At 66.9% G+C, this 11,599-nt stretch carries 11 protein-coding genes; 7 read left to right on the forward strand and 4 right to left on the reverse strand.

Annotated elements, in window-relative coordinates:
- Nucleotides 1–48 precede the first annotated feature (48 nt).
- From cpaB to E7773_RS13870, 7 genes are read left to right on the forward strand one after another with little or no spacing between them, the layout of a single operon-like run.
- A complete protein-coding gene (gene cpaB, locus E7773_RS13840; RefSeq protein WP_293992372.1) occupies nucleotides 49–1,074 on the forward strand; it encodes a Flp pilus assembly protein CpaB in 1,026 nt (341 codons plus the stop codon).
- Nucleotides 1,074–2,690, forward strand: a complete 1,617-nt coding sequence (locus tag E7773_RS13845; RefSeq protein ID WP_293992374.1) for a type II and III secretion system protein family protein — start codon at nucleotides 1,074–1,076, stop codon at nucleotides 2,688–2,690. Before cpaB ends, E7773_RS13845 begins: the two co-directional genes overlap by 1 nt.
- Before the next feature lie 26 nt (nucleotides 2,691–2,716).
- A complete protein-coding gene (locus E7773_RS13850; RefSeq protein ID WP_293992377.1) occupies nucleotides 2,717–3,358 on the forward strand; it encodes a CpaD family pilus assembly protein in 642 nt (213 codons plus the stop codon).
- 1 nt (nucleotide 3,359) lies between these two features.
- Nucleotides 3,360–4,652 (forward strand): pilus assembly protein CpaE, encoded by a 1,293-nt coding sequence (locus tag E7773_RS13855; RefSeq protein ID WP_293992379.1) that lies wholly within the window; start codon nucleotides 3,360–3,362, stop codon nucleotides 4,650–4,652.
- Nucleotides 4,653–4,702: 50 nt separating this feature from the next.
- Entirely contained in the window at nucleotides 4,703–5,680 is a 978-nt protein-coding gene (locus E7773_RS13860; protein ID WP_293992382.1) for a type II secretion system F family protein, read from the forward strand.
- A gap of 2 nt (nucleotides 5,681–5,682) precedes the next feature.
- On the forward strand, nucleotides 5,683–6,687 hold the full coding sequence (locus E7773_RS13865) for a type II secretion system F family protein (protein ID WP_293992715.1): 1,005 nt from the start codon (nucleotides 5,683–5,685) through the stop codon (nucleotides 6,685–6,687).
- A 58-nt stretch (nucleotides 6,688–6,745) separates the two neighbouring features.
- Nucleotides 6,746–7,003 carry a hypothetical protein gene (locus E7773_RS13870; protein WP_293992385.1) on the forward strand — a complete coding sequence of 86 codons (258 nt, stop codon included), beginning with the start codon at nucleotides 6,746–6,748 and terminating at the stop codon, nucleotides 7,001–7,003.
- On the opposite strand, the gene E7773_RS13875 is transcribed toward E7773_RS13870, so the two are convergent.
- From E7773_RS13875 to ppdK, 4 genes are read right to left on the reverse strand one after another with little or no spacing between them, the layout of a single operon-like run.
- Complete coding sequence (locus tag E7773_RS13875; RefSeq protein WP_293992388.1) at nucleotides 6,996–7,517, reverse strand: DUF1254 domain-containing protein; 522 nt, start codon at nucleotides 7,515–7,517, stop codon at nucleotides 6,996–6,998. The genes E7773_RS13870 and E7773_RS13875 overlap by 8 nt on opposite strands.
- Nucleotides 7,517–8,083: a DUF1214 domain-containing protein gene (locus E7773_RS13880; RefSeq protein WP_293992391.1), complete on the reverse strand. Its 567-nt coding sequence runs from the start codon at nucleotides 8,081–8,083 to the stop codon at nucleotides 7,517–7,519. The genes E7773_RS13875 and E7773_RS13880 overlap by 1 nt, the downstream gene beginning before the upstream one ends.
- A 10-nt stretch (nucleotides 8,084–8,093) precedes the next feature.
- A complete protein-coding gene (locus E7773_RS13885) occupies nucleotides 8,094–8,873 on the reverse strand; it encodes a hypothetical protein (protein ID WP_293992394.1) in 780 nt (259 codons plus the stop codon).
- A 32-nt stretch (nucleotides 8,874–8,905) separates the two neighbouring features.
- Nucleotides 8,906–11,557 (reverse strand): pyruvate, phosphate dikinase, encoded by a 2,652-nt coding sequence (ppdK, locus tag E7773_RS13890; protein WP_293992396.1) that lies wholly within the window; start codon nucleotides 11,555–11,557, stop codon nucleotides 8,906–8,908.
- Nucleotides 11,558–11,599 lie beyond the last annotated feature (42 nt).

The raw sequence follows: 11,599 nt of genomic DNA on the forward strand, positions 1-11,599 counted from the left end.
TAACGGTGGGTCAACCGGCCAGTCGGCCGGCAAAGGGGCATGAACGACATGGATAGTCGGAAGATCTTTCTGCTGGTTGGGGCGCTCCTCGTCGCCGCCATCACCGCATTCATGGCGCGCAGCCTGATCTCCGGATCGAGCGCACCGGTGGCGAGCGCCCAGATGGCGCCGCCGATGGTCACGGGCACCGAAGTGCTGGTGGCGACCAAGACGTTGCCGGTCGGCACGATCCTCGACGCGACGAGCTTCAAGTACCAGCCCTGGCCCAAGGAAATGGTCGAAGGCGCGTACTTCGTGAAGAAGGACGGCTTCGATCCCAAGACGCTGCAGGGCACCGTCGTGCGCACGGTGATCACCGCCGGCCAGCCGCTGACCCAAGGGTCGCTGGTCAAGCCCGGCGATCGCGGCTTCCTCGCCGCGGCGCTGACCCCAGGCATGCGCGCGGTGACCTTCCCGGTCGAAAACAAGAATTCGGTCGCGGGCTTCGTGTTCCCCGGCGACCGCATCGACATCATGCTGACGCAGAAGGTCGCGGGCGGCGGCGACGGCCCGCCGCTCAGCGTCGCCGAGACAATCATGAAGAACATTCGCGTGCTGGCGACCGACCAGCGCACCACCACCGACGTCGACGACCAGGGCAAGACCGTGGTCAAGAACATCTCGATGGTAACGATCGAAGCGACGCCGTCGATCGCGGAGAAGATTTCGGTGGCACGTGCGCTCGGCGACCTGTCGGTCGTGCTGCGCCCGCTCGCCGACAGTGCGAGCGAGCTCGACGCGGCGATCGCGGACGGCAGCGTCAAGGTGCCCGACGGCAAGGATCCTAAGGCGGAACGCGCGATGCTCGACGCCGCCTCGACTCAGCCGACTGCCGACAAGACGACCTTCGCCACGGGCGCCGACGTGTCGCGCTTCCAGCGCCGTACGGTGCCCGGCAAGAGCGCGTCGCCGTATGCCGGCAACAGCGGTGGCGGCAACGGTTATCCGGGGGCGGCCCCGGCGAATGCAGGACCCACGGTGCGGATCGCCCGCGGGAACAACGTGACCGAAGTTCCGGTCGGGGGGAAGAACTGATGTTGAACCGTCTCAATCGCGCCGGCTGGCCAATGGCCGCCGCGCTGGCGATCGCCGCCACCGGCGTCGCCACGCCCGCCGCGGCACCCGCCCAATCGGCCTCCGCCCGGGTAGTCGAGGTCGACACCAACCAGGGCCGGCTGATCACGCTCGCGCGTCCGATCAGCGACGTGTTCGTCGCCAGTCCGACGATCGCCGACGTCCAAGTGCGATCGCCGACCCAGATCTACGTGTTCGGCAAGTCGGCGGGCGAGACCACCGTCTCGGCGACGACTAAGACCGGGCAAGTGGTGTTCGCCGCGACGATCCGCGTCGGCGACAATTTCAGCTCGATCAACCAGATGCTCAAGCTGGCGATGCCCGATGCGGAAGTGACCAGCCACACGCTGAACGGCGTCGTGCTGCTGACCGGCACGGTGATGAGCCCCGATGACGCACAGCAGGCGGAAAGCCTTGTCCAGGCGTTCGTCGGCGACAAGACCAAGGTCATCAGCCGGATCCGGACGGCGACGCCGCTGCAAGTCAATTTGCAGGTCAAGATCGCCGAAGTAACCAAAAGCTTCGCCAAGAACATCGGCGCGAACCTGACCACGCTGGACGGTACCGGCGGTTTCCAGTTCGGGGTCGGCAGTGGCCGAACCATAACGTCGCAGTTCAACGCACTGGGTGGCCCCCTCGGGATCGGCTCGACCGCGGCTCGGTGTCTGCCGCCGATTTCGCCTACCGGTCAATGCGCGGGCTCCATTCCGGGCACCGCAATCACGCCGGGCACCCAGCGCACCACGATCGGTGGTCTGGGCAAGCTGTTCGGGCTCGATATTCTGGGCGCGCTCGACCTGGGCGAGACCAACGGCCAGGTGGTGACGCTCGCGCAACCCAATTTGTCGACGCTGTCGGGCGAGACCGCCTCGTTCCTGGCGGGCGGCGAAATCCCGATCCCGATCAGCCAGGGGCTGGGCGCGGTGTCGGTCGAATATAAGAGCTACGGCGTCAGCCTCGCCTACACTCCGACGGTGCTGTCGGACGGTCGCATCTCCTTGCGAGTTCGCCCGGAAGTGTCCGAGCTGTCCTCCGCCGGCGCCGTGACGCTCGGCGGAACGATCATCCCCGCACTGACCACGCGGCGCGCGGAAACGACGGTGGAGCTAGGATCGGGCCAGTCAATGGTGATCGGCGGACTGATCCAGAACAGCACCCAGAACCAGATCGACAAGACCCCCGGCCTTGGCAACGTGCCGATCCTCGGCGCACTGTTCCGCTCGAATGGGTGGAAGCGCGACGAAACCGAGCTGATGATCGTCGTCACACCGTACCTGGTGAAGCCAGTCAACGCGAACGAGATCGTGCTGCCGACCGATGGCGTTCAGGCGCCGACGGACCTCGGCCGTATCTTCATGGGCAAGCTCGGCAGCGGCGTCAGCGGTGGCGAACGCGCCAAGCCGACGATGGCCGTCCCCAATGTCGCGGGACCGTCGGTCGGCGCCAATGCGCTGGTGCCGGTCGGCCCGAGCACTCCCGCCCCGACGCCCGACGCACGGCGTGACGAGGACAAGGCCGTCGTACCGAAGAAACCGAAGAAGGACGCCGGTTCGCCCGCGCCCGGCTTCAGCCTGTGACAGACGCCAGCGAGGGACATCACATCATGCGCAAGATCCTGTTCGCCGCACTCTCCGCCCCCGCGTTGATGCTGGGCGGTTGCGGCACGCTCAATCGCGGCGTCGATACGGTCTATCAGCCGGTCGTCAGCCGCACCGATTACGTGTTCGACGTCCAGACGACGCCTACTGGCCTCGCCCCCGGCGAAGCCGACCGCGTCGCCGGCTGGCTATCGACGATGCGCTTGCATTACGGCGATCACGTCTCGGTCGACGACCCCAACCGCAACGGTGGCGCCGCGACCAGCCAGGTCGCCGCGATCGCCGCGCGCTACGGCATCCTGATCGACGATCGCGCGCCGATCACGCCGGCGCCGATCGCCGCCGGCATGGCGCGCGTGGTGGTGAGCCGCTCGTCTGCGCGCGTGCCGGGTTGTCCGGATTTCAGCCGGACCGGCACCGATGAGTTCGAAGGCAGCACGACCTCCAACTATGGTTGCGCGACGCAGGCGAACCTCGCGGCGATGGTCGCCGATCCGCTCGATCTGGTCCGCGGCCAACCGGGTACCGAGACATTCGACACGAAGGTGTCGGGCAAGGCCATCGACACTTACCGCAAGGCGGACACGACCGGTAAGGCCGGTCTGCCCGGCGGCGTCACCAGCGTCAGCGTAACGGGAAGCAAGTGATATGAACGCTCCGTGGAAACCCGCCGGCGCCGCGCATCGCGAGCCCTTCGTCGCCTATGTCTGCGACGAAACGACCGCCGAGGCATTGCGTCCGATCGCCAGCGAAATGGGCTGGTCGGCCGATAAGGTGAACAAGGGCGGCTTGCGCAACGCGGTTCAGTCGCTGTCGGTCTCCGCGAGCCCGCAGGTGCTGTTCGTCGATCTGTCGGAGTCGGGCGACCCGCTCAACGACATCAACGCGCTGGCCGAAGTCTGCGAGCCAGGCACTGTCGTGATCGCGGCGGGCCAGGTCAACGACGTGCGCCTGTATCGCGACCTGACCGCGAGCGGCATCCAGGACTATCTGCTCAAGCCACTGACCGCGGACATGCTGCGCGAAGCGTTCGGTAACGCGCAGGCGATCCTCAACGCGCCCAAGCTCGCCGAAGGGTCTGTCGATCGCCCGCATTGCGCCACCGCGATCATCGGCACGCGCGGCGGTGCGGGATCGTCGACGCTGGCGACCTCGGTCGCGTGGCTGATGAGCGAGAAGGGCGGCCGCACCACGGCGCTGCTCGACCTCGACGTGCATTTCGGCACCGGCGCGCTGGCGCTCGACCTCGAACCGGGCCGCGGCCTGACAGACGCGATCGAGAACCCCAGCCGTATCGACGGGCTGTTCATCGAACGCGCGATGGTCAAGGCCAGCGAGCGGCTCGCGGTGCTGTCGGCCGAAGCGCCGATCAACTCGCCGATGATGACCGACGGCTCGGCATTCTACCAACTGCAGGAAGAGATGCGCGCCGCGTTCGAATGCACCGTCGTCGATCTTCCGCGCGGTATGCTGGTCCAGCACCCGCATTTGATCTCCGACATCCAGACCGCGGTGGTCGTCACCGAACTGACGCTGGCGGCGGCGCGCGACACGATCCGCATCCTGTCGTGGCTCAAGTCGAACGCGCCGCAGACCAACGTTGTCGTGGTCGCCAACCGCGTGCCGCAGGGCGCGCTGGAAATCGCGCGCAAGGATTTCGAAGGCTCGATCGAGCGCAAGATCGATTTCCTCGTGCCGTACGATCAGAAACTGGCGGCGCAGGCGGCCAAGCTGGGCAAACCGATGGCGGAGGCCGGCAAGGGGTCGAAGACCGTCGTGCCGCTGACCGAACTGGCCACGCGGCTGATGGCGATCGGCGACAACGCCGAGATCCCTGCGACGTCCAGCGGCAAGAAGGAAGCGGGCAAGGCGCAGTCGATCATGGGCAAGTTCGCCGACCTGAAATCGCTGATGCCCAAGAAGGCAGCGAAGTCGAATTGATCGTGGCCGCTCTTTCCCGGAACGGCGTCGAATTTGTGGAGCGTTGAGCGATGCCGTTGGTGCCGCTGATCTCGATCGTAGTCGGTGGCGGCCTGATGCTGCTTCTGCTCGTTGTCGCCTTCGCGGGTCCCAACGCGGAGAAGGCCCAGGTGCGCCGGCTGACCTCGCTCAAGGAACGCCACAGCGGCGCGGCCAGCGAGGCCGCGATGGCCGCGCAGATGCGCCGCATCACCGGCAAGCGCGACAGCAACATGGACAGCTGGATGATGCGGCTGCTGCCGCGTCCCGCGCTGCTCAAGAAACGCCTGGCGATGACCGGCAAGAACTGGACGGTCGGCCAATACGGCATGGCCACGGTCGGGCTGCTGGTGGTGATCGGCGGGTTGTTGCTGATGCGCGGAGCACCGCTGCTGGTGTCGCTGCTGATCGCGGTGATCGTCGGGGCCGGCCTGCCGCACATGGTCGTCGGCTATTTCATCAAGAAGCGCGGCAACAAGTTCACCGCGAAATTCCCCGACGCGATCGAATTGCTCGTGCGCGGTCTGCGCTCGGGTCTGCCGATTTCGGAGACGATGGGCGTCGTCGGCGCCGAAGTGCCTGGCCCGGTCGGCGAGGAATTCCGCTCGATCAGCGACAAGATGAAGATCGGCCGGACGATGGACGCGGCGCTGCAGGAAACCGCCGATCGGCTCGGCACGCCCGAATTCCAGTTCTTCGTGATCTCGATCGCGATCCAGCGCGAGACCGGCGGTAATTTGGCCGAAACGCTGTCCAACCTCGCCACCGTGCTGCGCCAGCGCAGCCAGATGAAGCTGAAGATCAAGGCGATGGCGTCGGAATCGAAGGCGTCGGCGTACATCGTCGGCTCGCTACCGTTCATCGTGTTCGGCCTGATCATGTGGATCAGCCCCGGGTACATGGGCAACTTCTTCATCGATCAACGCCTGATCGTCGCCGGCGTCGGCGGCATGATCTGGATGGGGCTTGGCGCCTTCATCATGGCCAAGATGATCAATTTCGAGATTTGATGATGCAGGTTCCTCCACCGCACACCCCGACCTTGCTCGGCGTCGACGTCATCTGGGTCGGCACGCTGCTCGCGGCGGTCGCCGCGATGGCGGTGCTGCTCGCGATCTATGCCGCGACCACGGTGCGCGACCCGATGTCGAAGCGCATCAAGGCGCTCAACGACCGCCGCGAGCAGTTGAAGGCGGGCATCACCGCCTCGACCAGCAAGCGCCGCGCGAAGCTGGTGCGCCAGAACGACACGACCGATCGGATCCGTTCGTTCCTGTCGGGGCTCAAGGTGCTGCAGGACAGCCAGCTCAAGGTCGCGCAGACCAAGCTGCTCCAGGCCGGTATCCGCAAGAAGGAATATGCCGTCGCGGTGATCTTCGGCCGGCTCGTCCTGCCGATCGTGCTCGGCGGGCCGATGCTGTACCTCGTGTACGGCACTGACATGTTCGCGACCTGGTCGCCGCTCAAGGCCTATGGCCTCGTCGCGGGCACCTTCATCCTCGCCTACAAGGGCCCGGATATCTATCTCAAGAACAAGATCACCAAGCGTTCGGCGGCGATCCGCAAGGGCCTGCCCGACGCGCTCGACCTGCTCGTGATCTGCGCCGAAGCGGGTCTCACCGTCGACGTCGCGTTCCACCGCGTGTCGAAGGAGCTGGGCAAGGCCTATCCCGAGCTCGGCGACGAATTCGCGCTGACCGCGATCGAACTCGGCTTCCTTGCCGAACGGCGCCAAGCGTTCGAGAACCTTGCGACGCGCGTCCACCTCGATGCGGTCAAGGGCGTCGTCACGACGATGATCCAGACCGAGAAATACGGCACCCCGCTCGCATCGGCGTTGCGCGTGCTGTCGGCCGAATTCCGTAACGAGCGCATGATGCGCGCCGAGGAAAAAGCCGCGCGCCTGCCCGCGATCATGACGATCCCGCTGATCCTGTTCATCTTGCCGACCTTGTTCATCGTCATCTTGGGCCCGGCATCGTGTTCGATCAGCGACGCGTTCAAGGGCGGCGTCTAGGGAACACGCGGCACGGGCGCGTCGTTACTCCGGCATAACGAACCGGAAGGCGCGCTTCATGCTTTTCACCAACGTCACGCAACTCGCCGTGCTGGGACTGGTCCTGATCCTGGGCCTCGTCCTCGGCCTGCTGATAGCGCCCAAGGGCACCAGATGGCGGCGCCAGTACGAAGCCGAGCGCGACGCGCACGCCGCCTATCGCACCGAGGCCGACACCAAATGGCGCGAGCGCGAGGCGCTGACCACCAACCGCGACGCCTATGTCCGCGATCTGGAAGCCGAGAATGCGCGGCTGAAGGCCGAGCGGCCTAGCTGAGCGGCTTGCAGCTCGACTTCTGGCGCGCGGCGTCGATCGCGGGGAATTGGGAGCCGTCCTGCACCAGGATGCGGATCAGTGCGATCCCGGTATTCCCGCTGACGCGTACCGCCTGCATCCCGTCTGGCACCGGCTGGCCGTCGCGCGCGATCGCGATACGGATCGGCTGATTGCTGGCGTCGAGATTGTTGCGCACGAACGCGACATCGGTGCGGTGGTCGAACACCGACAGCGACCAGTATGGCGCGGGCACCGGTTCGACATCGACCAGCACCGGGCCGTTCGACAGGTCGAACGGGCACGACGAATAGGCGAGATCGGGACTCGGCCGCACGATCGCGCGCGCCTTGTCGGTCGCCATGGGCGCGGCATAGAGCGCATTATACCCCGCCGCCTTGCTGATCCGCGTCGTCGCGAAGCCCATCAGCACGCTCGGGAATTGCATCATCGCGACGATGTAGCCGGCGACCGCGAGGATCAGCCCGAGCAGCAGCGGCAAGGCCCAGCGGCGCATCAGCAGCCATCCTTGACGATCGAGGGCAATTGGTCGCGCGTCAAATTGCCGACCCCGCCGTCATCGGGAAGGTAGGTGCGCAGCGTCAGCTCGAAGCGGTCGATCCGTCCGGTCGGGAGCCACAGCCCGGCCTGCTGCGCGGGGGCGACGATCACCGACCAGCTCGCCGGGTTGGACACCTTGGCGCTCGCGACGGAGAAGATGTTGGCCTGGTTGGCGACGAGATAGCCGGGGTGGTCGTAGAGCGTCAGGCTCCACCATTTCGCCGGGATCGCCTTGCCGGTCACGCGATAGCGGCACTTGCCGTCGAGCGGCTGGCCCGCGCTGTCGACCGCGGCATTGTAATAGCGCGCCTCGTGCGCCGGGAGCGCGAGGATACCGCGCAGTGACACCACCGCGCGGGTATAGGCACTCGCCCCAGTCGTCCCGAAATCCTTGCCGGTGCTCCACGGCCCGATCGTCGTGCTCGCGCCGAACGCGCCGGTGCGGACGCGCTGTACGGCCGCGCCCGCGCCGAGCGCCAGCCCGGCCACGCCGCAGATCAGATATTGAACCCAGGGCTGCATCGCGCGCTCCTCAGTTGGTGCAGCGGTGGTAGCGCTTGCCTTCCATCGTCATCGCATCGTCGCCGGTGCGCTCGACCCCCAGCGTCTGCGTGAAGTCCTTGCCGTCCTCGATATACTTGCCGGTGACGGTGACGGTCTTGCCCTTCAGGCTCCAGCTGCCCATCCCGCGCTTGCCGTAGAAGCCGCCGCCCTCGCCGAAGCGGACCGCGCGGCGCGCGGTGCAATCGCCGTCGGCGGCGCCCCAGCGGCCGGTCAGCCACGTCTTGTTGACGCCGCCCGGGGTCGGCTTGGGAGACGGTGTCGCGCTGGGCGTCGGCGTGGCCTTGGGCGTCGGGCTCGGCTTGGGCGTGGGTGACGGCTTGGGGCTCGGGGCCGCACTGGGCGTGGGCGACGGCTCGGGCGCGACCGCGTTGGCGACGGTGCCGCCGAGGTCGGTCACCACCGGCGGCGCGGCCGGCGTCGACTCGGGCGGCGGGATCACGCCGCGCGACGGATCGCTGACGTCGCCCATGTACATCCAGCTGCCGCTGACCTGGACGAAGCGGCCGGTGCGTTGCGACGATTTGTCGCACTTCTTGGTGAAGGCGCTGCACGCCACCGATTTGAAGTCGCAGATATAGCCGGGGAGCGACGGCGCCGCCTTGCACGCGATCCGCTCGGTCGACTGGACCTTCTCGCCGCGCCGCGCGAGCGCATCGGACATCTCGTCCTGCGACGGCCCGTCCTGCCCCAGCCCGCTGCACGCCGACAGCGCCAGCGTCGCGATCACCAATGCCCCGACCCGCTTCATGATAGCAGGAGTGTCGTGGCTGCGCGAATCCGTCAAGCTTTTGCTAGTGCGGCCTGGGCAGCGGCGAGCCGCGCGATCGGTACGCGGTAGGGGGATGCCGACACGTAATCGAGCCCAACGCGCTCGCAGAACGCTATCGAGGCGGGGTCGCCGCCATGCTCGCCGCAAATGCCGAGCTTGATCTCGGGTCGCGTCGCGCGACCACGTTCGGCAGCGATCTCGATCAACTCACCGACGCCCTCGACGTCGATGCTGACGAACGGGTCCTTCGCGTAGATCCCCTTGTCGACATAGCTCTGCAGGAATCGCGCGGCGTCGTCGCGGCTGACCCCGAGCGCGGTTTGCGTCAGGTCGTTGGTGCCGAACGAGAAGAACTCGGCGACCTCGGCGATGTCGCCGGCACGCAGTGCGGCACGGGGCAGTTCGATCATCGTGCCGACGAGGTAGTCGACACGCTTGCCGGTCTCCGCGAACACGGCTTCCGCCGTCTTGTCGACTACCGCCTTCATCAGCTCGAGCTCGCGCCGCGTCGCGACGAGCGGGATCATGATTTCGGGCACCGGCGCCTCGGTCAGGCTCACCGCCGCTTCGAAGATTGCGCGCGCCTGCATCTCGTAGATTTCGGGATAGGTCACGCCCAACCGGCACCCGCGATGGCCGAGCATCGGGTTGAACTCATGGAGCTCGGCGGCGCGGCGCTTGAGGTGGTCGACCTCGACCCCGGCGGCGGCGGCGACCTCGGCGAACTCCTCTTCCTCGTGCGGCAGGAATTCGTGCAAGGGAGGATCGAGCAGGCGGATCGTCACCGGCAGCCCGGCCATCACGTCGAAAATCTCGACGAAATCACCGCGCTGTTCGGGCAGCAACTTGTCGAGCGCCGCCCGCCTGCCCTTCTCGTCCTCGGCGAGGATCATCTGGCGCACCGCGGTGATCCGCGCGGCGTCGAAGAACATATGCTCGGTGCGGCACAGCCCGATGCCCTCGGCGCCGAACTCGCGCGCGGTCTTGGCGTCGAGCGGGGTTTCGGCGTTGGCGCGCACCTTGAGCCGGCGCACCTTGTCCGCCCATGCCATCAAGGTGCCGAAATCGCCCGCCAGCTCGGGCTGCATGGTCGGCACTTCGCCGATCATCACCTCGCCCGACGCGCCGTCGATCGTGATGACGTCGCCCTCGTTCACCTCACGCCCCGCGCAGCGCATCACGCGCGCCTTGGCGTCGATCGACAGCGACCCCGCGCCCGACACGCACGGCCGGCCCATGCCGCGCGCGACCACCGCGGCATGGCTGGTCATCCCGCCGCGCGCGGTCAGGATACCCTTCGCCGCGTGCATGCCGTGGATGTCCTCCGGCGACGTCTCGGTCCGCACCAGGATCACCGCGTCGCCGGCGCCCGCGCGCTTTTCCGCGGTGTCGGCGTCGAACACGACCTTGCCGCTTGCCGCGCCGGGGCTGGCGGGCAACCCGCGCGTCAGCACATCGCGCGCCGCCTGCGGATCGAGCGTCGGGTGGAGCAGCTGGTCGAGCGCCGCCGGATCGACCCGCGCGATCGCTTCCTCGCGGCTGATCAGCCCTTCCTCGGCCATGTCGACCGCGATCTTGAGCGCGGCCTTCGCGGTCCGCTTGCCGCTCCGCGTCTGGAGCATCCACAATTTGCCGCGCTCGACCGTGAACTCGATGTCCTGCATGTCGCGGTAGTGCGTCTCGAGCGTATCGAACACGCCGGCCAGTTCGCCGTACACCTCGGGCAGCGCCTCTTCCATCGACAGCGGCTTGGCGTTCGCCGCCTCGCGCGCGGCCTTCGTCAGATATTGCGGCGTACGGATTCCCGCGACGACATCCTCGCCCTGCGCGTTGATCAGGAACTCGCCGTAATAGGCGTTGTCGCCCTTCGCCGGGTCGCGCGTGAAGGCGACCCCGGTGGCACTGGTGTCGCCCATATTGCCGAACACCATGGCCTGGACGTTGACCGCGGTGCCCCACGACGCCGGAATGTCGTTCAGCCGGCGATAAACCTTGGCGCGCTCCGACTGCCATGAGCCGAACACCGCGCCGACCGCGCCCCACAGTTGGTCGTGGACGTCCTGCGGGAAGGGCTTGTCCCAAAGTTCGACCACCAGCGCCTTGTACTTGTCGACCAGCGCACGCCAGTCGGCGGCGGTCATGTCGGTGTCGAGGTAATAGCCCTTGTCTTCCTTGGCGATCTCCAGCGCATCCTCGAACGCATCATGGTCGAGTTCGAGCACCACGTCCGAATACATCTGGATGAAGCGGCGATAGCTGTCCCACGCGAACCGCTCGTCGCCCGACGCGGTGGCGAGGCCGACCACCGTTTCGTCGTTGAGCCCCAGATTGAGGACGGTGTCCATCATTCCCGGCATCGACGCCCGCGCGCCGCTGCGGACCGAGACGAGCAGCGGGTCCGCTGCATCGCCGAATGTCTTGCCCGTCACGCCCTCGATATGCGCGATGCCCTGCGCGACTTCGGCCTTTAAGCTCTCAGGAAACTTCGCACCTTCGTCGTAATAGACCGCGCAAAACTCGGTCGAGATCGTGAACCCCGGCGGCACCGGCAGGCCGATCGACGCCATCTCGGCGAGATTCGCGCCCTTGCCGCCGAGCAGATTCTTGTCGCCCCGTCCCCCGTCCGACACCCCGCCGCCGAAGCGATACACGTACTGAGTCATGGCCGTCCTCTAAGTATCTGATTTCGCTGGGGAGGCGAGTTT

The sequence above is a fragment of the Sphingomonas sp. genome, assembly GCF_004799495.1.
Classification (GTDB): Bacteria; Pseudomonadota; Alphaproteobacteria; order Sphingomonadales; family Sphingomonadaceae; genus Sphingomonas.

Bases quoted from the DNA above. Each gene is read 5' to 3' on its own strand.
- ppdK (WP_293992396.1), bottom strand. From the start codon at position 11,557: ATGACTCAGTACGTGTATCGCTTCGGCGGCGGGGTGTCGGACGGGGGA.
- E7773_RS13865 (WP_293992715.1), top strand. From the start codon at position 5,683: ATGCAGGTTCCTCCACCGCACACCCCGACCTTGCTCGGCGTCGACGTC.
- E7773_RS13850 (WP_293992377.1), top strand. From the start codon at position 2,717: ATGCGCAAGATCCTGTTCGCCGCACTCTCCGCCCCCGCGTTGATGCTG.
- E7773_RS13880 (WP_293992391.1), bottom strand. From the start codon at position 8,083: ATGCAGCCCTGGGTTCAATATCTGATCTGCGGCGTGGCCGGGCTGGCG.
- E7773_RS13885 (WP_293992394.1), bottom strand. From the start codon at position 8,873: ATGAAGCGGGTCGGGGCATTGGTGATCGCGACGCTGGCGCTGTCGGCG.
- E7773_RS13855 (WP_293992379.1), top strand. From the start codon at position 3,360: ATGAACGCTCCGTGGAAACCCGCCGGCGCCGCGCATCGCGAGCCCTTC.
- E7773_RS13845 (WP_293992374.1), top strand. From the start codon at position 1,074: ATGTTGAACCGTCTCAATCGCGCCGGCTGGCCAATGGCCGCCGCGCTG.
- E7773_RS13860 (WP_293992382.1), top strand. From the start codon at position 4,703: ATGCCGTTGGTGCCGCTGATCTCGATCGTAGTCGGTGGCGGCCTGATG.
- E7773_RS13875 (WP_293992388.1), bottom strand. From the start codon at position 7,517: ATGCGCCGCTGGGCCTTGCCGCTGCTGCTCGGGCTGATCCTCGCGGTC.
- cpaB (WP_293992372.1), top strand. From the start codon at position 49: ATGGATAGTCGGAAGATCTTTCTGCTGGTTGGGGCGCTCCTCGTCGCC.
- E7773_RS13870 (WP_293992385.1), top strand. From the start codon at position 6,746: ATGCTTTTCACCAACGTCACGCAACTCGCCGTGCTGGGACTGGTCCTG.